Here is a 20,643-nt window from a genome sequence, read left to right as displayed (position 1 = left end):
ACGGAAAGCATGAGCACCGCTCAGGACTACCAGGCCGCGGAGCAGCTCCTCCGCCGCCCCGCCCGCCCTGGCGAGCTCGTCATCGGCGACAAGGTCAGGCCGCGATGGGTCGACGGAGGCGCCCGCTTCTGGTACGCGGTGAGCAATGGCACCGGCAGGCGGTTCGTCCTGGTCGACCCGGCGACGGGCACCCGCGAGCCGGCCTTCGACCACGCCCTGCTCGCCGCCGCGCTGACCGCCGCCTCCGGGCAACAGGTCGACCCCGACGCCCTGCCGTTCATGGCCATCGAACTGGCCGGGAACGCGGTGGAGTTCGGCGCCTTCGGCGAGTACTGGCGGTGCGACCTGGACGGGTACGCCTGCGAGCGGGCCGCGTTCACGCCGCCGGGCAACCCGCTGGAGGTACCGTCACCCGACACGAAGGTCGCCGTGTCCCAGCGCGGACACGACCTGTGGGCGCGCTCGCTGTCCGACGGCCGTGAGTGGGCGCTGACCACCGACGGCGAGGCCGCCTACCAGTACGGCTCCAGCCCCGAGTGCCTCGGCAACGGCACCCTGCTGCGCAAGTTCGGCCTGCCGCACATGCCGCCCGCGGTGGCCTGGTCGCCCGACTCGACGAAGGTGCTCACACATCGGACCGATGAGCGCGACGTCCGGCAGACCCACCTCGTGGAGGCCAGGCCGGCCGACGGCAGCGCGCCCCTCACGCACACCCAGCGGTACGCCTACGCCGGGGACGAGAACCTGCCGCTGGCCGAGCTGGTCGTGCTGGACGTCGCCGAGGGCACAGTGGTCCGCGCACAGGCCGAGCCGCTGCTCATGCCGATGGTGTCGCCGGTCATGAGCAAGTGGGCGTGGTGGGCCCCGGACAGCTCGGCGGTGTACTACCTCGGCCGGCCCCGCGACCGGCGCACGCTCACCCTGCACCGGCTGGACCCGGCCACCGGCGAGGTCACCACCGTGCTCAGCGAGACCGGGGCCACCCGAGTCGAGCCCAACCAGTGGATGTACGAGCCGCCGATCGTGCGGGTGCTGGCCGACGAGGTGCTGTGGTACTCCCAGCGGGACGGCTGGGGCCACCTGTACCGGTACGACCTGCGCACCGGCGCGCTGCTCGGGCAGGTCACCTCCGGGCAGTGGGCGGTGCGGCAGATCCTGCGCGTCGACGAGGACGAGCGGGTGGTGTACTTCACCGCATCCGGGCTGGTCGAGGAGGATCCGTACCGGCGCACGGTATGCCGGGTCGGCCTGGACGGCTCCGGCTTCGCCAAGGTCACGGACGACGAGCTGGACCACGTCGTCACCATGCCGGACGACCAGGGGTACTTCATCGACTCCGCGTCCACGGTCGACACCCCGCCGGTGTCCCGCGTCCGCGACTGGACCGGGCGCGTGCTGGTCGAGCTCGAACGCGCCGACATCGGCAAGCTCACCGCCACCGGCTGGACGGCGCCGGAACGGTTCCGCGTCAAGGCGGCCGACGGGGTGACCGACATCTACGGGGTGCTGTACCGGCCGCGGGGGTTCGACCCCGCCCAGCGCTACCCGGTGGTGGACACCCTCTACCCCGGCCCCCAGGTCAACCGGGTCGACCCCTGCTTCGACCCCGGCGGGATGGGCCTCGACGCGGAACCCCTCGCCGCGCTCGGCTTCGTGGTCGTCGCGGTGGACGGGCGCGGCACCCCCGGTCGGAGCAAGTCCTTCCACGACGCCTCCTACGGCCACCTGGCCGACGCCGGCTGCCTGGCCGACCACGTCGCCGCGCTACGGCAACTGGCCCGTACCCGGCCGTGGATGGACCTGGACCGCGTGGGCGCGTTCGGCCACTCCGGAGGCGGCTTCGCCACCGTGCGGGCGATGCTGGACTTCCCCGAGGTGTACAAAGCCGGCGTCGCCCTCTCCGGCTCGCACGACGCCCCCTCCTTCAGCGCGGACTTCGTGGAGTCCTACGACGGCGCCGACAACCCCACGGCCTGGGCCCGTGCCTCCAACGTGGACATCGCGGACCGGCTGGCGGGCAAGCTGCTGCTCATCCACGGCGAGATGGACGACCGGGTCCACCCGGACCACACGCTGCGGCTGGCCGACCGGCTCATAGCCGCCGACAAGGACTTCGAGCTGCTCATCGTGCCCGGGGCCGAGCACATGTTCATCGACTGCCTGGCCTACGTCCGCAAGCGCTGCTGGGACTTCCTGGTACGCGAACTGCAGGGCACCCAGCCACCCGCCTACCGGCCGGCCCCCATTGTCATCGGCCCGGAGTTGCTGGGCGAACTGTTCGCCTGAGCGGGCCGCACACCTGGGGAGGCCCGCGCCCCCCATGTCACATTCGGGAGGCCCCGGCTCGTCGTTCTCCGTGATGGCCGCAAGTGGACACGGAGGTATGAGAGCAATGGACGGACCGATCCTGGTGACCGGCGGCACCGGCACCCTCGGCCGCGCCGTCGTGGCGCAGCTCCTCGACGAGGGGGTGGCGGTACGGGTGATGAGCCGCCGGCCGCGGCGGGCGGACGACGACCGGGCGTGCGAGTGGGCGGTCTGCGATCTCGCCGACGGCGTGGGCCTCGACGCGGCCCTGGCGGGTGTGCGGGCGGTGGTGCACTGCGCGACGAATATCCGTGACGACACGGCGACGACCCGGCGGCTGGTCGAGGCCGCGCGGCGGACCGGTGGCCCGCACCTCGTCTACATCTCGATCGTCGGCATCGACGAGGTGCCGCTCCCCTACTACCGGTCGAAGCTGGAGGCGGAGCGCATCATCCAGGGGTCGGGGCTGCCGTGGACCATCCTGCGGACCACGCAGTTCCACGACCTGGTGGCGACCTTGACCACCGTCCAGCGGCGGCTGCCGCTGGTGCTGATGCCGAGCGGACTGCGTTTTCAGTCCGTCGAGGTCACCGAGGTCGCCGGTCGTCTCGTGGGGCTCAGTCAGGGGGCGCCGGCAGGGCGCGTGCCCGACATGGCGGGGCCCGAGGTGCGGGACGCGCGCGACCTCGCGGGCGCCACGCTGCGTGCGGCGGGGCTGCGCCGGCCCGTCGTGCCGGTATGGCTGCCGGGAAAGATCCTGCGGAGGCTGCGGGCGGGGGCCAACCTCGCTCCGGACCGGGCCGTGGGCACGGGAACGTTCGAGCAGTACCTGGCGGCCCGTGCGGGGGCGGGGCGGCTGTGATCGGCCGGGCCTCGGGGGCCGGTTGTCAGTGGTGCGGTGCATCATCATCGGCATGACACAGAACGCGTCCGCTTCGCCGCTGCACGACCTCGCCCGCAAGCATCTCCCCGCCGATGCCGCCGAGCGGTGGATCGGCCTGCTGCGGCCCGCCGCCCGCCTGCTGTCGGTGCCGGAGCCGGGCCCGCGGGACGTGGTGGTCGGCCGGCTCGGCGGGCTCCCCGCACTGCCGGAGGATGTGGCGTGGCCGGTGTGGGAGGGGCACGGGCCGCTGTCGTTCGTCGCTTCCGTGGACTGTGCGGCGCTGCCGGCCGGGGCCCTGGACATAGCGCTGCCCGCCGACGGCACGCTGTCGTTCTTCTACTTCGACGGCCAGATCGACGACGGCGAGGCGTACGTGGACGCGGAGGACCCCGAGACGTGGGCGGGGGCCCGGGTGGTTTACGTCCCCGCCGGCGTCCCGGTCGCCGAGCGCGCCCTGCCCGTGATCGACGACGAGGACGTCGAGTTCGAGGCGTACCCCGAGGTGCCGCTCACCGCCCGCGTGGAGTGGACGGCGCCCGACTCCTGGCACCCGGACGTCATGACGGCCCTGTGGCCCGGCGGCGAGGTGAAGGAGCCGAACAGCCACCCGGAGGAGGCCGGGGCGTTCCTCGATGCGCTGTGGGACCTCGAGCGCGACGCGGACCACCTCATCGGCGGCCACGCCAACCCGGTGCAGAACCCCGTGGAGTACGAGATCGCCCACGGCGTCCTGGGCGGGGACACCCCCTGGGACGACCCGCGCGTCGCCGAGGAGGCCAAGGGCTGGACGCTGCTCGCGCAGATCGACACCGACGGCGACGCCGACATGATGTGGGGCGACTGCGGCGCCCTCTACTGGCTCATACGCCCCCAGGACCTGGCCGAACTCCGCTTCGACCGGGCGATGTTCACGATGCAGTGCTGCTGAGGGCCGTCGTGGGGGTCGCGCCGCCGGGGCAGTGGGCGCAGGCGCGGCGGGTGGCCTGCTGGTAGGCGCGGGTGGCCAGGCCCAGGGCGAGGCCGTAGACGGAGAAGCCGCCGTAGGCGACGACCACGACCCAGCCGTCGATGGCCTCCATGCCGTTGTCCACGACACCGGCCCACACGAGCGTGCCGTGGACGAGGAGGTAGACGCCGAAGGGCGCCAGGGCGCCCGCGCCCGTCCAGCCGAGGCCCAGCAGCGGCCATCGCGGCAGCCGCCGGCCCCACGGCAGGGTCAGGGCGAGGGCGAGCAGCATGCCGATGAGCGCCAGTACGGCGGTGATGTCGACGCCGTGGTCGTAGAGCCTGATGAGCGCGTCGCCGGCATACTGCTCATCCATGCCGGGCCGCTGCTTGTGGCCGTTGTAGCCCACGTGCGCGCCCAGCGCCCACGCCGTCTTGAGGGTGGCGTACGGGACGAGGCCCGCCACCGCCAGGTACCCGGCGCGGGTGCGCCGCTCCACGGCGGTGCGGTGGCCGTGGCCGCCGCAGTGGCCGCAGACGGCGAGCCGGTGGCGTCGGTGGGCGAGGGCGGCGCAGGCCCACAGCACGGCGCCGAGCGTCGCCACGCCCGAGTTGGCCCAGGCGGCCCAGTCCATGGGGGGCTGGTTGCGGGAGAGCAGGTCGAGGACGTGCGCGGGGCTGAACAGGAAGCCGAACCCCGACATGAGGGCGAGCAGGGCCACGCCCCACGCGGCCGGCGGCGGCCACCGCGCCCCGGGCCGCCGCGGCATGACGTGGGCGAGCAGCGCCGCGAGCGCGTACGCGGCCGCGAGCGTCCACTCCGCGGCGGTGCCCCGCCACGTTCCCCCGGCGGCGTAGCCGAACGCGTACCCCGGGCACAGCGCCGCGACCACCGCCCCGCCCGCGTATCCGGCCGACCACACCACTGCCGCTCGCCCGGCCCACGCGGGCCAGGTCGCCTTCATCGTCGCCATCGTCGTCATCCGCATGCCGCCAGCCTCGGCCGGAACAGCCGCGTCCCGCGTCCCTCGCCGGGCCCGTCCGCCTCCGCCTCGCGGTGGGGCCCGGGACGGGCGCATCGTGCGGGGGTACGGGCCGCTCGGCGGAGCCTCAGCCCCTCAGCGGCTTCTCCCGCATGGCGAGTGCCAGGACAAGGGCGAGCGCCATGAAGGGGGTTGTCCAGGCGAAGACGGTCCGGAACGCCTCGGCGTTGTGCGCGGGGTCCGAGGGCCGGGCGTGCAGGCCGGCGGCGAGGATCGCCCCGAACAGGGCTGCGCCGAAGGCGCCGCCGAGGGTGCGGAAGAAGTTCAGCACGCCGGTGGCGACGCCGAGGTCCTCGTGGCCCACGGCGTTCTGGCCGGCCAGCAGGCAGACCTGGACGAAGAAGCCGAGTCCGACACCCGCGAGCGCCAGCGGCACGATCAGGGCGAGGGCGACGGTGTGCTGGTCGGCCCGGCTGAGGACCGCCATCGAGGCGCCGGTCAGGACGGCGCCCACGACGGGATAGAGCTTGTAGCGGCCCGTCCTGGCGATGAGCGGGCCGGAGATGCCGGCTGCCGCCACCACGCCGAGCAGCAGGGGGATGACGTACAGGCCGGCGACGAAGGCGGACTTGCCCTGCACGAGCTGCATGAACATCGGCACGTACACCATGCCCGCGAACAGGACCACGGCCGCGGTCAGGAACTGGGCGGCGGCCAGGCTGAAGACGCCGGACCGGAACAGCCGCAGCGGGGTGATCGGCTCGGCCACCTTGTGCTCGACGAGCAGGTAGAGGGCCAGCGTGGCGACGCCGACGGCGATGAGCCCGAGGATGACGGGTGAGGCCCAGGGGTACTCGTGTCCGCCCCAGACCGTGATGAGCATCGCGCAAGTGGTGAACACGGCGACGATCAGGGCGCCGAGGACGTCGACCCCGCCGCCGGGGGCCGCGGGGCGGGGCAGGTGGAGTCTCGCGGCGACGACCAGGAAGGCCAGGACGCCGATCGGCAGGTTGACGTAGAAGATCCAGCGCCAGGAGAGCCCGTCGGCGAACGCGCCGCCGAGGAGCGGCCCGGCGATCAGGGCGATCGCGGCGACCATGCCCAGCAGGGCCTGGTGGGTGGCGCGTCGGCGGGGCGTCGCCAGATCGCCGGTGATGGCCATGACCAGTGAGGTGATGCCCCCGCCGCCGATGCCCTGGAGGGCGCGGAACGCGGCGAGTTGCGGAACGCTGCCGGCGATTCCGTTCAGCAGAGAGCCGACGAGGAAGATCACTATGGAGAACTGGAAGATCTTCTTGCGGCCGTACAGGTCGCCGAGCTTGCCGAAGATCAGCGTGGTGACCGCGCTGGTGAGCAGATAGGCGGTCACGACCCAGGGGATCCCGGACGAGGCGTGCAGATCCTCGCCGATGCTCGGCAGTGCCGTCGCGACGATCGTCTGGTCCAGGTTCGACATGAACAGCGCGAGCATCAGCGGGATCATCAGCAGCATGGTGTGCCCTCCGGGGCTCGGTCCCTACTGCGCGTCGGCGGGGATGTTGCGCCGGTAGAAGCGCCGGTAGGCGCGTACCGAGGGGCCGTCCGCCGATGACCAGAGGTCCTTGGCCACCGGTCGCATCCAGCGCAGGATCTCGCGGTCCGCGCGTGAGTTGCGCCGGACCATGCGCCAGACGACGCTCGCCAGAAGGCGGTTGACGGGCCACAGCAGCCAACCCGGTCGCAGCGTCCGGATGATGACGCTCCAGGCTGTGATGGTCACGCCGGCCCGTACCGGGCTCATCGCCGTGATGATGGTGAACCTCGCGGGCTTGTCCCCCGGGCGCGGATCCGCCTGGGGCATGATCACGGCGGACGTGGGGCCCGCCATGGTGACCATCGCGTAGGGGCGGAAGCGCTGGATGCGCTCGCCGTCCCCGTCCGCGGGCTGGACGCGATAGGAGAAGTGGCGGCCCTCGTCGCGGATGGTGACGGCTGTCATCGGCACCGACGCCTTGTGCGCGTAGCGCCAATGGGAGACATCCGAGACGTGCTCGCTCACGGGGAGCAGGTCCGCGTGGCAGATGGTGACCTCGCCGGGCAGGCACAGATAGCGCCGGCGGTCCCGCGCGAAATCGAAGTGGGTCAGCGGCTCGGGCGGCTGCGGCCCGTGCCAGAACCAGACGCGGCCGCCCCGCTCGGTCACGGGGACGCCGCGCTGCCCGGCGCGGGCCGGGATCCGCGTCGCCCCGGGGATGGCGGTGCACTGCCCCGAGGTGCCGAACTCCCAGGCGTGGAAGCCGCAGGCGAGGTTCTCCGCGCGGACCACTCCGCACCGGGCGAGGTCGGCGCCCATGTGACAGCACTGGCTGTCGATCATCCCGACCCGCCCGGTCTCCGTCCTGAACAGCGCGTACTGCCGGTTCATGTACGTGACGGGTACGACCTCGCCCTTGGCCAGGTGCTTGCTGAAACGGGCGAAGTACCAGCCTGTGGGGTACGGGGGCTGCTCCCGGCCGTTGTCGGTCAGCAACAGGTCGTGCAGAGCCTGGTCATACGGCCGCGGGCGACGTCGCTGTCGGCGGGTCATTCACGGGCTCCTTCCATGTCGTGTAGACCGTCGGGTCGAAGCGGCCGAGGCGGCGCACGAGCCGGCCGGTGGACCAGGGCCAGCAGAAGGTGTTCCGCCCGTCGGGGGCGATGTAGTAGCTGGTGCAGCCGCCCGTGTTGTACACGGTCGTGCGCAGCGCCTTCTGCACCTCGGCGTTGTACGCCGCCTGCACGGCCGGCGTGATGTCCATGGACCTCACGCCCGACAGGTGGTGGACCGCGGCACAGAGGTAGGTGAGCTGGGCCTCCAGCACGGTGACGGCGGACGTGGCCCCGGTGAGGACATTGGGGCCGAGGAGGAGGAAGAGGTTGGGGAAACCGCTGACGGTGGTACCGAGGTAGGCCTCGCGGCCGTGCCGCCACGTGTCGTGGAGCGTACGGCCGCCGACACCGTGCACGCTCCGGGCCAGTGGCACGGCACCGACATGGAATCCCGTGGCAAGGACGATGGCGTCCACGGCCGCCGAGGTGCCGTCGGCGCCCACGACCTGGTCGCCGCGCACCGCGGCGACCGCCGTGGGGTGCAGGTGGACATGGGGCTTGGCGAGCACCGGGTAGTAGGTGCTCGAGGACAGCAGCCGTTTGCAGCCGAGCGTGTGATCGGGGGTGAGCGCCTCGCGCAGCCGCCGGTCGCGGACGGCGATCCGCAGGTGCAGCCGCCCGCCGACTTGCAGCAGGCGCGCGAGCCGCGGATGCCGGAAGGCGTAGCCGAACCCCTCCTGCACCCAGTACTGACCCGCCCGCATGACGCGTTGCGCGGGGCCCCGCCGCAAAGCGCCCGGCACCGCGAAATCGGGCCTGGGCAACAGCCATTGGGCCGTGCGCTGGAAGAGGTGGACAGCCGCCGCCCGTCCCTCGATCGCCGGGACGACCTGCACGGCGGACGCACCGCTGCCGACCACGGCCACCCGCCGCCCGGTGAGATCCACGGAGTGGTCCCACCGGGCGGTGTGGAACACCGGCCCCGGGAACCCGTCGAGCCCCGGGACATCCGGCCACCGTGGCCGGTGCCAGGTGCCGGTGGCCATCACCAGCGCTCGTGCGGTGTACACACCGTCCGAGGTCTCCAGCCGCCAGCGCCCGGCAGCCTTGTCCCACACGGCCCGCCGCACGTCGACGCCGCACCGCAGGACGTCCCCGACGCCGAACCGGTCCGTGGTCGCCCGGAGGTAGGCGTGAATCTCACGCTGTCCGGCGAAGGTCTTGCTCCACCCCGGATTCCGGGCGAAGGAGTAGCAGTACAGCACGGAGGGAACGTCGCAGGCGCAGCCCGGGTAGGTGTTGTCCCGCCATGTCCCGCCGACGTCAGGGGACTTCTCCAGCACCAGAAGGTCCCGGACGCCCTCCTGCCGCAGCCGTATCGCGGCCCCGATCCCGGAGAACCCCGCACCGACCACGATCACCTGGGCGTCCCTGGTTCGCGTCCGCACCGCACCACTATGCGCAGTCGCGGAGGCGCCCGTTCAGGGCGCGAACCGGCGCATGCGGTGCGCGCCGCCGAACCTGTGGGGCGTGCGCCGACGCCCGTGCGGGGCCACCGGTCACGGCCTAGCCGTCGGCCGGCGGCAGCACGCCCAGCAGGGCCTCCAGAGCGCCGGGGAAGGCGTGTTCGGGTGGTGTGCCGTAGGCGACGATCAGGCCGTCGTGGGCCGGGGCGGCGGCCGCGGGCGGTGCCGCCGGGTGGCGGAAGCGGCTCAGACCCTCCAGGGCCAGGCCGCGCCAGGCGGCGGCCTGGACGGTGGAACGCTCGGTGCCGGCGGGGAGTTCGAGGACGGCGTGCAGCCCGGCCGCGATGCCGGTGACGCGGACGTGCGGGGCGTGCTCGGCGAGGGCGTCGACGAGCTGGTCGCGGCGGCGCCGGTAGCGCAGCCGCATGGCGCGCACGTGCCGGTCGTACGCTCCCGCTTCGATGAACTCGGCGAGGGTGAGCTGGTCGAGCGCGCTCAGGCCCCACTCCCCCGAGCGCTTGAGCTCCAGCACGTCGCCGAGGAGATGCTCCGGCAGGACGAGCCAGGCCAGGCGCACCCCGGGGGCCAGGGCCTTGCTGGCCGTGCCGCAGTAGACGACGTGCTCGGGGGCCAGGTTCTGGAGCGCGCCCACGGGCTGCCGGTCGTAGCGGAACTCGCCGTCGTAGTCGTCCTCCACGATCAGCCCGCCGGTGCGCGAGGCCCAGTCGACGGCGGCGGCCCGGCGGTCGGGGTGCAGGGGAACGCCCGTGGGGAACTGGTGGGCGGGGGTGAGGAGAGCGGCGCCCACCTCACCGGGGGCGCCGTCCCCCTCGACCCCCTCGGCTGCCTCTGCCGCCCCCTCCAGGTCGCCGATCACCGCGCCGTAGGCGTCCAGCGCCATGGGCACCGGCCGCAGGCCCGAGCGCTCCACGATGCCCTGGTGCACCCAGAGCCCGTACGACTCGACGCCTATCGCGCGCACGCCGCGCCGCCGCAGCACCTGCCCCAGCAGGGTGAGCCCCTGGGTGAACCCCGCGCAGACCACGATCCGTTCGGGGTCGGCCCGCACGCCGCGCGCCCGGGCCAGGTAGTCGGCGAGGGCCGCGCGCAGCTCCGGGCGCCCCCGCCCGTCGCCGTAGCCGAACGCCTCGTGCGGGGCGACGGCCATGGCGCGGCGGGCGGCGGAGAGCCAGGCGGCGCGCGGGAAGACGGACACGTCGGCGGCGCCGCAGCGCAGATCGTGCAGGGGGCGTGCCGTCACGCGCGGCGGCGCGCTGCGGCGCTCTCCCGCCTTCCGGGGCGCGGGGGCGCTGCGCTGGGCCACGCGCGTGCCCGAGCCCTGCCGGGCGGTGAGCCAGCCCTCGGCGACGAGCTCGCCGTAGGCCTCGGCGACGGTGTTACGGGCCAGGCCGAGGTCGGCGGCGAGGGACCGCGACGAGGGCAGCCGGACGCCGGGGGCCAGCCGCCCGGACCGCACGGCCTCCCGCAGGGCCCGGGTGAGCGCGGCCCGGACCCCGCGCCCCGCCGACCCGGCGAGGTCCAGGTGCAGGTCGGCGCCGACGGCCGCCGCCATGTCCGCCGCGCTCGCGGTGCCGGCCTCCCCGCCCGCCGTCGCGGCCACGGTCCCGTCCTCGTACGGGCCCGAAGTGGCCCACGTTCTTTCCATGGAAATGGACCATACTGCTGGGCTACCCCGCACGTAATGTCGACTTCATGACAACCGACGCCACGCACCAGCACGGTCCCCGCATGCACTTCCACAAGCTCGCCCCCGAGGTCTCCAAGGCGATGTTCGCCCTGGAGAAGGCGTCCCGCCAGGGCCTCGACCCGGTCCTCATCGAGCTGGTCAAGCTCCGCGCCTCCCAGCTCAACCACTGCGCGTTCTGCCTCGACATGCACGCCAAGGACGCCCGCAAGGCGGGTGAGACCGAGGAGCGCATCTACCTCCTCAGCGCGTGGGAGGAGGCCACCGGCTACTACACCGAGAAGGAGCAGGCCGCCCTCGCCCTCACCGAGGCGGTGACGGTCCTCACCGACGGCTTCGTGCCGGACGCGGTCTACGAGCGTGCCGCCCGGCACTTCCCGGAGGAGGAGCTGGCCCAGCTCCTCGCCATGATCGTCACGATCAACGCCTGGAACCGCATCGGCGTGACCACCCGCCTCGCACCGGGCGCCTACTCGGTCTGACCGGGACGGCCCGCGCGGGGGACGGGCCGGGAGGGGGCGGGGACATCGGTCCCGCCTCCTCATGGGCATGCCCGGTAAAATCGGTACGCCGTGGTCCGGGCGGGCAGAGAGCCACCGCGCCACTCCCGTCCCTTCGCACACACAGGTTGCCTCTCCTTGCCCTCGCTCACCTCCTCCCCGGCCGCACGGCTGCGCGGAATCCGCCCGTCCTGGCCGTCCCCGAAGGTGCTGCGCACCGAGGTGCTGGGCGGCCTGGTGGTCGCGCTGGCGCTGATACCCGAGGCGATCTCCTTCTCGATCATCGCCGGGGTCGACCCGGCGGTCGGCCTCTTCGCCTCGTTCACGATGGCCGTAACCATCGCGCTCGTGGGCGGCCGGCCCGCGATGATCTCCGCCGCGACCGGGGCGGTCGCCCTGGTCATCGGCCCGCTCAACCGCGAGCACGGCCTGGGGCATCTGATCGCCTGCGTCATCCTCGCCGGCGTCCTGCAGATCGCGATGGGCGCGCTCGGCATCGCCAAGCTGATGCGGTTCCTGCCGCGCGGCGTCATGGTCGGCTTCGTCAACGCCCTGGCGATCCTGGTCTTCATGGCCCAGGTGCCCGAGCTGCGCGACGTCCCGTGGCCCGTCTATCCGCTGACCGCGGGCGGGCTGGCGCTCATGGTGCTGTTCCCCAGGCTGACCAGGACGGTCCCGGCGCCGCTGGTCTCCATCGCCATCCTCACCGCCATCACCGTGGCCGCCGGGATCGCCGTGCCGACCGTGGGCGACAAGGGCGAGCTGCCGTCCTCGCTCCCGGTACCGGGCCTGCCCGACGTCCCCTTCACGCTCGACACGCTCACCACCATCGCGCCCTACGCGCTGGCGATGGCGCTGGTCGGCCTGATGGAGTCGCTGATGACCGCCAAGCTGGTCGACGACATCACCGGCACCCGCTCCAGCAAGACCCGCGAGTCCATCGGCCAGGGCATCGCCAACATCGTCACCGGCTTCCTCGGCGGCATGGGCGGCTGCGCCATGATCGGCCAGACGATGATCAACGTACGGGTCTCGGGTGCCCGCACCCGGCTGTCGACGTTCCTCGCCGGCGCCTTCCTGATGGTGCTGTGCATCGCCTTCGGGCCGGTCGTCTCCGACATCCCGATGGCCGCGCTCGTCGCCGTCATGGTCATGGTGTCGGTCGCGACCTTCGACTGGCACTCCATCGCCCCGAAGACCCTGCGCCGCATGCCCGCCGGGGAGACCGCCGTCATGGTGGTCACCGTCGCCTGCGTGGTCGCCACGCACAACCTCGCGATCGGCGTCATCGCCGGCACCCTCACCGCCATGGCGGTCTTCGCCAAACGCGTTGCCCATCTCGCCGATGTCACCGCCGTCACCGACCCGGACGGCAGCACGGTCGTCTACTCCGTGAAGGGCCAGCTGTTCTTCGCGTCGAGCAACGAACTCGTCGACCGCTTCGACTACACCGGCGACCCCGACAGGGTCGTCATCGACCTCGCCTCGGCCCACATCTGGGACGCGTCCTCCGTGGCGGCCCTCGACGCCGTCACGGCCAAGTACGCACAACGCGGCAAGACCGTCGAGATCACCGGCCTGAACCAGCAGAGCGCCGGCATGCACGCCACCCTCAGCGGACAACTCCCCTAGCCCCGCGGACCCCCAAGTCCCGGGCGTCCAGGAGTTCGTCACTTGGGGTGAAGCCCCTCCGTTCGCCGGAGGGCGCGGGCCGCCGCCCCCGACCATGGGGGCGATGTCCCCCTCGTTGAATCAACCGCGCCGTCGCACCGTCCGCACCATGTGCCTGGCCGGCCTGGCCATGCTCTGCGTGGCCGGCGGGCTCTGGGTCTACGTGGCGGCCGACGACTTCGTCGACGTCTGCGGACTGCTCGTCGCCATCGCCGCGCTGGGCCTGGCCGTCGCCGACTACTTCCGGCCGCCCGACACCCCCGACGATCCCGGTTCGCTCGCGGACGACCTGGCCGGCACGGTCGAGGACCAGTGGTCGGAGGAGGCCGACGCCCGCAACCTGCGCGACCCGGGCGTCCTGCCGCTGAGCTGGTCGGCCAGCGCCCGCGCCGTGGCCGACACGCCCTCGCAGGTCGCCGGGACGACGGCCGGCCAGGTCGTACGGCTGCGGCTCGACGGCCGCCTGGACGGGCGGCTCGACCAGGCCGTGGTCCAACTCGCCGAGGGATACGGGCGCGTACGCAGCGGGCGGCTGGTGGTGCTCGGCGAGCCGGGCGCCGGAAAGACCGTCCTCGCCGTCCTGCTCGCCCTCGGCCTGCTCACGGTCCGCAAGCCCGGCGGCCCGGTCCCCGTACTGCTGGCCGCCTCCTCCTGGGACCCGGTGTGCGAGCCGCTGGACGACTGGATCGTGCACACCCTCGCGTCCTCCCACTACAGCGGCCGCCCCGAGATCCCCCGCAAACTCCTCGACCGCGGGCTACTGCTGCCCATCCTGGACGGGCTGGACGAGATCCCCGAGTCCGCGCGCCGCAGCGCGATCCGGGCCATCAACCGCGCCCTCGGCGGGGACCGCCCGATCGTGGTCACGTGCCGTTCGGCCGAGTACGAGGACGTGATCGAGGGCGGGGCGCCGGTGCTGCGCCGGGCGCCGGTCGTCGAGGTCGACCCCGTCGCGGTCGACGACGTCATCGCCTACCTCGGGGACATCGACTGGCCCGACGGCACCGACTGGAGCGAGGTCTTCACCCACCTGCGGGCGCCCGGCAACGCGCACAGCGCGGTGACGACGGCGCTGTCCACGCCCCTGATGGTGTCGCTGACGCGGCTGGTCTACGAGCGTGGCGGCGGCGACCCGGGCGAGCTGCTGGACGCGGCACGGTTCGACTGCCGGCACGCCGTCGAGGACGAGGTGCTGGGGCGGGTGATCGACGCCGCGTACGAGCCGGAGCGGCTGCCCTCGGGCCACCCCGTGGACGACGGCTCGCCGCGCTGGGAGCCGGACAAGGCCCGGCGCTGGCTCACCTACCTGGCCCGGTACCTCCACCAGCACCGTGAACGCGACCTGGCCTGGTGGCTGATGAGCCACCGCCTGCTCTCGCCCTGGGTCGCACCGGGCATCGGCATCGGCGTCGGCGCGGCGCTGATGGTGGCGGTCCTGGCGTGGGCGTCCGCGGCCGGCGGCTCCCGGCAGAGCCCCGAGGAGGCCCTGGTCTTCGGCGCCGTCGTCGGCAGCGGCTTCGCGGGCGTCGCCATCGTCATCTGGTACGCCACATCAGGCCGTTCGCCCGGTCAGCTGTCCCTGTCACTGAGCGGTTCGCTGGGCCGGCTGCGCCGGGGGTTCGGCACCGGTCTGGTCCTGGCGGCCATCCCGGCCCTGCCGTTCATCGCCGGCTCCTACGTCTACACCTCACTGAGCGGCGCGTGGTCTCTGAAGGACGACCTGTACTTCACGGTGCTCGTGTCGTTGTGCGCCGGCCTCGCTGCGGTGCTCGGGCTCGCGATGGCCGCACACCACTGGCTCGACGCACCGCCGACCCGGTCCACGCAGGCCAGCCCGCTCGCCTTCATCCGGCAGGACCGGCTGTCCTCGCTGGCGGGGGCGGGCGCGGCCGGCGTGGTGGTCGCCACGACGTTCCTGCTGGCGCTGACACTCGGCATGGCGCTCGGCTGCTTCGGGGTGCAGTTCTTCACCCGCTGGGCGCACTGGGACTGGGCCGGCAGCCCCACCTTCGCCGCCCTCAGCGCGGACAGCGACACCTTCATCACCGGCATGCTCTCCCGCTCGAGGGCGGTGCGGATCGGCCAGGTCTTCGTCCTTCCCGGCGTCGTCACCACGCTCCTCATCCTGCTCAGCAGGGCCTGGACGCGGTTCCTGATCGCCCGCTGCCTGCTCGCCGTGCGGGGCCATCTGCCGTGGCGGCTCATGGGCTTCCTCTCCGACGCCCGCGACCGGGGGCTGCTGCGGCAGTCCGGGGGCTCGTACCAGTTCCGGCACATCCGTCTGCAGGAGCAACTCGCCCGCAGCGCCCCGGCGTCCATGGCGCACGCGGCGGGCCGGCGCCCCGCCCACCCCAACCCCGAGGCCCCGGCGGCCACCACCACGCGCCGGAAGGTCCTGGTGGCCGGGTCGGTGGCCGTGGCCGCCGCCGTCGTCGCGCGCGGGGCGGCGGCGCTGCCGGCGGATCGTTCGCTGGCCGTGTTCACCGGGGTCGAACCGGGCGACGAGGGGCAGTCCGTGGTCTTCAGTCACGACGGCGAGACCGTCGCCGTGCTCGACCACAGGGGAGTCATCAGGCTCCACAGCCGGCGCACGGCACGGGTGACCGCCACCGTCCGCCCTGGACGGGCGACCAGCACCCGGAGCATGACCTTCAGCCCGGACGACCGGCGGCTCATCGTCACCTACGAGAAGGAGCAGAGCAGCCGGCGGGGCATGAGCCTGTGGCGGACCGCCGACGGGCGCCGCGTCGGCGCCGTCGACTTCTCCTTCCTCGGCATGGGGGTGGTCAGCGGCGACGGGCGGGTCCTGGCCTTCGCCGACACGGAGACCTCGTTCACCCTCCTGTACCTGAGCGAGGACCGGCGGGTCCAGGGGCCACGCGGCGCCGGCACGTTCACCGCCTGCGCGCTCTCCTACGGAGGGCGCTATCTCGCGGTCGCCGACAACCACGGGACGATCGGCCTGTGGGACGCCGACACCAGGCGCGTCATCGGTCATGCCAACGTGACGGGCTCCATCAGCACGATGAGGGTCGGCCGCGACGGCACGGTCATGGCGGAGCAGCTCGTCGACACCGCCAGAACGACACGCAGCGTCTGGCACACCTGGGACCGGAACATGTCCCCGGTCCGGCAGTTCGAGGTGCCCTACGACTGGACGCTCAGCTGCGACGGAAGCGTGCTCGCCAAAAGCGTCGACGCCGGTCGGCGGCACTACGCGGTCGAGGTACGGGAGACGGCCGCGGACCGGCTACGGCGCCGGCTCCCCGTCAGCGGGACCACGCTGGCCCTCAGCCATGACGGGCAGGTGCTCGCCACGCTCGACGACAACGACGTCGTCGAGCTGTGGGACACCCACACCGGTGCCCACCGCGGTGCCCCGCTCGCCGGTCACCGCGAGAGCGTGGCCGGCGCGGCCTTCTCGGACGACGGCGCGTACCTGGCCACCCACAGCCACGACGGCTCCGTCCGCGTCTGGGCCGTGCCCCCGCCGAGGCCGCTGACACGTCCCCTCAAGGACGGGTGACAGCCCCCGGTCCTCGAACCCCTACCGCAGCCATCCCTTCCAGACGTCCGGGTGGCGCTTCACCCACCGCTTCGCGGCCTCGTCCGCGGACAGTTTGTCCTCGGCGATCATCTGGGCGACCTCGTTCTGGTCTTCCTTCGTCCAGCGGAAGTTCTTCAGGAACCGGGCCGCCTTGCCGCCCTTGTGCGCGAAGTCGGTGTTGAGGTACTTCTTCAGCGGCGTCGTCGGGTACGCGCAGTCGACCGTCGACGGGTCCTCCGCGCCCTTCGTCGCGCACGCCTCCGTGTGCTCGGGGAGCTTCACCTCGACCATCGGGACCTCGTTGAAGAGCCACTGGGGCTCGTACCAGTAGGTCAGGAAGGGCTTCTTCTCCTTGGCGAACTGCTTGAGCTGCGTGATCTGGGCGGCCTCCGAGCCGGCGAAGACGACCTGGTAGTCGAGCTTCAGGTTGTTCACCAGCGCCTTGTCGTGGGTGACGTAGGACGGGGAGCCGTCCAGGAGCTGGCCCTTGGTGCCGCTCTCGGGGGTGCGCAGCTGGGAGGCGTACTTGTTGAGGTTGCGCCAGTCCAGGACGTCGGGATGGGCGTCGGCGAAGTACTTGGGGACCCACCAGCCGATGTGGCCGGTGACCCCGAGCTCGCCGCCGTCCGTGACGGTCTTCTTGTCCGCGACGTAGCGCTTCTCCTGGTCGGGGTGGCCCCAGTCCTCGAGGATGGCGTCGACGCGGCCCTGGCTGAGGGCGTCCCACGCCGGCACCTCGTCCACCTGGACGGTGTCGACGCGGTAGTCCAGCTCGTGTTCCAGCAGGTACTGGGCGACGGCGGTGTTCGCCCGCGCCCCGACCCAGGACTGCACGGACAGGGTGACGGTCCTGCCGTCGCCCGCCGCGTTGGCGTACGGGGACGACTGCTTGGTCATGTCCGCCGCTCCGCAGCCCGTGGCGGTCGCCAGCAGACCGACGGCGGCCACAACGGTCAGTGCCTTGCGCTTCATGTCAGTTCGCCTCCTTCGCCTTCGTCGGCTGTGTCACCCGGTCGAGCATCAGCCCCAGGCAGGCGATGGCCGTGCCGGCCATCAGGCCCGTGGCCAGGTCGCCCTGGGCGAGGCCGAAGACGACCTCGTAGCCGAGCGCGCCGCCGCCGACGAGGGCGCCGATGATGACGACCGACAGGACCAGCACAACGGCCTGGTTGACGGCCAGCAGCAACTCCGCCCGGGCCAGGGGGAACTGGACCTGGCGCAGCTGCTGGCCGCCCGTCGCGCCCAGCGAGCGGGCGGACTCCAGGGCCGCCGGGTCGGCCTGGCGCAGGCCCTGGCTGACGATGCGGACGACGGCGGGCAGCGCGTAGACGATCGCGGCCGCGGCGGCCGGGGCACGGCCGATGCCGAAGAGGGCGACGACCGGGATCAGGTACACGAACTGCGGCATGGTCTGGCAGACGTCCAGGACGGGACGCAGCAGCCGCTCCACGCGGGGGCTGCGGGCCGCGACGACCGCGACGGCGAAGCCCAGCACCAGGGTGACGGCGACGGCCGCCAGTACCTGCGAGAGGGTGTCCATGGCGGGCTCCCAGCGGCCCAGCACGCCGATCGCGGCCAGGGAGAGCACGGCCGTCAGGGCGGTGCGCCAGGTGCCGATGAGCCAGGCCAGGGCGGCGACGAGTGCCAGCGCGCCCCACCAGGGCAGGGCCTGGAGGCCGTCGCGCAGCGGGTCGAGGACCCAGCCGGTGTAGTGGGCGGCCCAGTCGGCGGTGCCGCCGATGCCGGGGATGCCGGAGTAGAGGTGGTCGACGATCCAGTCCTTGGCGTCGTTGACCGGGGCGGCGATGGCGACCGTCCAGCCGTCCGGCCACGTCGTGCCGGCCATGCGGCCCAGGGCGGCCGCGCCCGCGATGCCCGCCGTCCACATCGCCGCCGTTCGGGTGCGGCTCCGCGGTCGGTCGTGCCCACCCGTTCCGCCCTGCGGAACGCCTGCCCACGACCTGCGGCCACCACTGCCCACAGAGCGGTCCAGGACTATCGCCAGCAGGACGATGGGGATGCCTGCCGCCAGGGCGCTGCCGACGTCCACCGTCGACAGGGCCTGGTAGACGCGGTCGCCCAGGCCGTCGGCGCCGATGACGGAGGCGATGACGGCCATGGACAGGGCCATCATGATGGTCTGGTTGACGCCCAGCAGCAGCTCCCGCCGGGCCAGCGGCAGCCGTGCGGTCAGCAGTCGCTGGCGTCCGGTGGCGCCGAGGGAGTCGACGGCCTCCAGGACGCCCTTGTCCGTGCCGCGCAGGCCGAGCGCGGTGAGGCGGGCCATCGGCGGGGCGGCGTAGACGACGGTGGCCAGCACGGCCGGGGCCACGCCGATGCCGAAGACCAGGACGACGGGCAGCAGGTAGGCGAAGGCCGGCAGGGCCTGCATGGTGTCCAGGACCGGGCGCATCGCCCGGAACATGCGGTCGGACAGGCCGCCCGCGAGGCCGAGCAGGGCGCCGACGACGACCGACGCCGCGACGGCGACGATCATCAGCGCGAGGGTGCGCATGGTCGGCACCCACATGCCCAGCAGCCCGCACACGGCGAACGAGGCCAGTGCCGTGCCGGCCGCCCGTACGCCGGCCAGGCGCCAGGCCAGCAGGGAGGCGCCCGCGGTCACGCCCGCCCAGCCGAGGGCGAGCAGCACCACGTACACCCCGCGTACCGAGGAGATGATCGCGTCGCTGATGTGGCCGAAGAAGTACAGGAACAGCCAGTGGCTGTCGCGGTTGTCGATGATCCAGTCGTTGGCCGTGCCGAGCGGGCCATCCAGGCCGACGGTGAGCTGCGAGGGCCACATGCCGCCGCCCCAGTGGGCGGTGGCGAACGGCGCCAGGGCGGCGGTGACCGCGCCGAGCAGCAGGAGCTTACGGGCTGCCGGGCGCCGCAGGGCGGTGCGCAGCGGGCCCGGCGGAGCGGCCGCCTGTGCGGGGGCGGTGGTGGTGACGCTGCTCATGCGACGGCCTTCTTGAGGGGCTGCACCCGGTCCAGGCCGGCGACGATGCCCAGCAGGCTCTTGAAGTCGACGATGCCCAGGCACCTTCCGGCGTCCACCACGCGGGCCGGGCCGCCCGTGCGGGCCACGGCCTCGATGGCGTCGGCGACGGTGGTGGCGGGGGTGAGGGCGGGCCCGGCCTCGGCCTCGCCGGAGTTACGGACGGGGCGCATGGCGCGGCGCACGGTCAGGACCTGCTCGCGGGGCACGTCGCGGACGAAGTCGCGTACGTAGTCGTCGGCCGGGGAGCCGACGATCTCCTCGGGCGTGCCGCACTGCACGACCTGGCCGCCGCGCATCAGCGCGATGCGGTCGCCGACGCGCAGCGCCTCGCTCAGGTCGTGGGTGATGAAGACCATGGTGCGGCCCTCGTCGCGGTGCAGGCGGACGACCTCCTCCTGCATGTCGCGGCGGATGAGGGGGTCGAGGGCGCTGAACGGCTCGTCGAAGAGGAGGACTTCGGGGTCGGCGGCGAGGGCGCGGGCCAGGCCGACGCGCTGCTGCTGGCCGCCGGAGAGCTGGGCGGGGCGGCGGTCCTCCATGCCGGCGAGGCCCACCTTCTCGACCATCGCGGCGGCGGTGGCGCGGCGTTCGGCCTTGCCGACGCCCTGGATCTCCAGGCCGTAGGCGACGTTGTCGAGGACGCTGCGGTGCGGGAGCAGCCCGAAGTGCTGGAAGACCATGGCGGCGCGGTGGCGGCGCAGCTCGCGCAGGGCGTTCTTGTCCATGCCGCACACGTCCTCGCCGTCGATGGCGATGGTGCCGCTGGTGGGCTCGATCAGGCGGGTCAGGCAGCGCACGAGCGTGGACTTGCCGGAGCCGGACAGGCCCATGACCACGAAGCACTCGCCCTTGCGGACGTCGAAGGAGACGTCGCGCACGGCGACGGTGCAGCCGGTGCGTTCGCGCAGTTCCTCGGTGGTCAGGTCGGCCAGCGGGCCGCCCGGGACGCGCTCGGCCTTCGGCCCGAAGACCTTCCACAGGTTGCGGACGGAGAAGACGGGCGAGGCGGGAGCGGAGGCGGCCTCGGTGAGCTCGGTCGCTGTGTTCGTATCGACGGTAGGCAT

14 protein-coding genes are annotated in these 20,643 nt (G+C 73.0%); 6 read left to right on the top strand and 8 right to left on the bottom strand.

Annotated features, from left to right (window positions below; translation table 11 throughout):
• Positions 1 to 9 precede the first annotated feature (9 nt).
• From ABZ956_RS00160 to ABZ956_RS00150, 3 genes are all read left to right on the top strand, one after another.
• Positions 10 to 2,286, top strand: a complete 2,277-nt coding sequence (locus ABZ956_RS00160) for a DPP IV N-terminal domain-containing protein (protein ID WP_361884757.1) — start codon at positions 10 to 12, stop codon at positions 2,284 to 2,286.
• Between the two features lie 106 nt (positions 2,287 to 2,392).
• Positions 2,393 to 3,169 (top strand): NAD(P)H-binding protein, encoded by a 777-nt coding sequence (locus ABZ956_RS00155; RefSeq protein WP_361884755.1) that lies wholly within the window; start codon positions 2,393 to 2,395, stop codon positions 3,167 to 3,169.
• Between the two features lie 52 nt (positions 3,170 to 3,221).
• Entirely contained in the window at positions 3,222 to 4,118 is an 897-nt protein-coding gene (locus tag ABZ956_RS00150) for a YwqG family protein (RefSeq protein ID WP_361884753.1), read from the top strand.
• Here the strand turns inward: ABZ956_RS00150 and ABZ956_RS00145 are convergent.
• The 5 genes from ABZ956_RS00145 to ABZ956_RS00125 all read right to left on the bottom strand — a co-directional run bounded on the left by ABZ956_RS00145 (position 4,099) and on the right by ABZ956_RS00125 (position 10,725).
• Entirely contained in the window at positions 4,099 to 5,124 is a 1,026-nt protein-coding gene (locus tag ABZ956_RS00145) for a hypothetical protein (RefSeq protein WP_361884751.1), read from the bottom strand. The two genes, ABZ956_RS00150 and ABZ956_RS00145, sit on opposite strands and share 20 nt — an antisense overlap.
• 121 nt (positions 5,125 to 5,245) lie before the next feature.
• Positions 5,246 to 6,610 (bottom strand): MDR family MFS transporter, encoded by a 1,365-nt coding sequence (locus ABZ956_RS00140; protein WP_361884749.1) that lies wholly within the window; start codon positions 6,608 to 6,610, stop codon positions 5,246 to 5,248.
• A gap of 24 nt (positions 6,611 to 6,634) precedes the next feature.
• Positions 6,635 to 7,684 carry a Rieske 2Fe-2S domain-containing protein gene (locus ABZ956_RS00135; protein WP_361884747.1) on the bottom strand — a complete coding sequence of 350 codons (1,050 nt, stop codon included), beginning with the start codon at positions 7,682 to 7,684 and terminating at the stop codon, positions 6,635 to 6,637.
• A complete protein-coding gene (locus ABZ956_RS00130) occupies positions 7,647 to 9,134 on the bottom strand; it encodes an NAD(P)/FAD-dependent oxidoreductase (protein WP_361884745.1) in 1,488 nt (495 codons plus the stop codon). Before ABZ956_RS00130 ends, ABZ956_RS00135 begins: the two co-directional genes overlap by 38 nt.
• Positions 9,135 to 9,252: 118 nt before the next feature.
• Positions 9,253 to 10,725 carry a PLP-dependent aminotransferase family protein gene (locus ABZ956_RS00125; RefSeq protein ID WP_361886572.1) on the bottom strand — a complete coding sequence of 491 codons (1,473 nt, stop codon included), beginning with the start codon at positions 10,723 to 10,725 and terminating at the stop codon, positions 9,253 to 9,255.
• A gap of 140 nt (positions 10,726 to 10,865) precedes the next feature.
• Between ABZ956_RS00125 and ABZ956_RS00120 the strand changes: the two genes are divergently transcribed.
• The 3 genes from ABZ956_RS00120 (at position 10,866) to ABZ956_RS00110 (ending at position 16,554) form a co-directional block, all read left to right on the top strand.
• Positions 10,866 to 11,339: a carboxymuconolactone decarboxylase family protein gene (locus ABZ956_RS00120; RefSeq protein ID WP_361884743.1), complete on the top strand. Its 474-nt coding sequence runs from the start codon at positions 10,866 to 10,868 to the stop codon at positions 11,337 to 11,339.
• A 156-nt stretch (positions 11,340 to 11,495) separates the two neighbouring features.
• Entirely contained in the window at positions 11,496 to 12,989 is a 1,494-nt protein-coding gene (locus ABZ956_RS00115) for a SulP family inorganic anion transporter (protein ID WP_361884741.1), read from the top strand.
• Between the two features lie 103 nt (positions 12,990 to 13,092).
• Positions 13,093 to 16,554 (top strand): hypothetical protein, encoded by a 3,462-nt coding sequence (locus ABZ956_RS00110; protein ID WP_361884739.1) that lies wholly within the window; start codon positions 13,093 to 13,095, stop codon positions 16,552 to 16,554.
• 21 nt (positions 16,555 to 16,575) lie between these two features.
• Here ABZ956_RS00110 and ABZ956_RS00105 read toward each other — a convergent pair whose 3' ends face one another.
• Genes ABZ956_RS00105 through ABZ956_RS00095 form a run of 3 tightly spaced genes read right to left on the bottom strand, consistent with a single transcriptional unit; the run spans position 16,576 to position 20,643 of the window.
• A complete protein-coding gene (locus ABZ956_RS00105) occupies positions 16,576 to 17,547 on the bottom strand; it encodes an ABC transporter substrate-binding protein (RefSeq protein ID WP_361884737.1) in 972 nt (323 codons plus the stop codon).
• A gap of 1 nt (position 17,548) precedes the next feature.
• The gene (locus ABZ956_RS00100; RefSeq protein ID WP_361884735.1) at positions 17,549 to 19,537 is read right to left on the bottom strand and encodes an ABC transporter permease subunit; all 1,989 of its coding nucleotides are present in this window, start codon (positions 19,535 to 19,537) and stop codon (positions 17,549 to 17,551) included.
• A complete protein-coding gene (locus ABZ956_RS00095; RefSeq protein WP_361884733.1) occupies positions 19,534 to 20,643 on the bottom strand; it encodes a glycine betaine/L-proline ABC transporter ATP-binding protein in 1,110 nt (369 codons plus the stop codon). Before ABZ956_RS00095 ends, ABZ956_RS00100 begins: the two co-directional genes overlap by 4 nt.

The sequence above is a fragment of the Streptomyces sp. NPDC046261 genome (assembly GCF_040646235.1).
Lineage (GTDB): Bacteria > Actinomycetota > Actinomycetes > Streptomycetales > Streptomycetaceae > Streptomyces.
This window is presented reverse-complemented; position numbering and strand designations above follow the sequence as displayed.

Coding starts and splice junctions, on each gene's coding strand:
- ABZ956_RS00110 (WP_361884739.1), top strand. CDS start 13,093: ATGTCCCCCTCGTTGAATCAACCGCGCCGTCGCACCGTCCGCACCATG.
- ABZ956_RS00135 (WP_361884747.1), bottom strand. CDS start 7,684: ATGACCCGCCGACAGCGACGTCGCCCGCGGCCGTATGACCAGGCTCTG.
- ABZ956_RS00155 (WP_361884755.1), top strand. CDS start 2,393: ATGGACGGACCGATCCTGGTGACCGGCGGCACCGGCACCCTCGGCCGC.
- ABZ956_RS00140 (WP_361884749.1), bottom strand. CDS start 6,610: ATGCTGCTGATGATCCCGCTGATGCTCGCGCTGTTCATGTCGAACCTG.
- ABZ956_RS00125 (WP_361886572.1), bottom strand. CDS start 10,725: ATGGCGGCGGCCGTCGGCGCCGACCTGCACCTGGACCTCGCCGGGTCG.
- ABZ956_RS00150 (WP_361884753.1), top strand. CDS start 3,222: ATGACACAGAACGCGTCCGCTTCGCCGCTGCACGACCTCGCCCGCAAG.
- ABZ956_RS00160 (WP_361884757.1), top strand. CDS start 10: ATGAGCACCGCTCAGGACTACCAGGCCGCGGAGCAGCTCCTCCGCCGC.
- ABZ956_RS00105 (WP_361884737.1), bottom strand. CDS start 17,547: ATGAAGCGCAAGGCACTGACCGTTGTGGCCGCCGTCGGTCTGCTGGCG.
- ABZ956_RS00100 (WP_361884735.1), bottom strand. CDS start 19,537: ATGAGCAGCGTCACCACCACCGCCCCCGCACAGGCGGCCGCTCCGCCG.
- ABZ956_RS00145 (WP_361884751.1), bottom strand. CDS start 5,124: ATGCGGATGACGACGATGGCGACGATGAAGGCGACCTGGCCCGCGTGG.
- ABZ956_RS00120 (WP_361884743.1), top strand. CDS start 10,866: ATGACAACCGACGCCACGCACCAGCACGGTCCCCGCATGCACTTCCAC.
- ABZ956_RS00095 (WP_361884733.1), bottom strand. CDS start 20,643: ATGCCTACCGTCGATACGAACACAGCGACCGAGCTCACCGAGGCCGCC.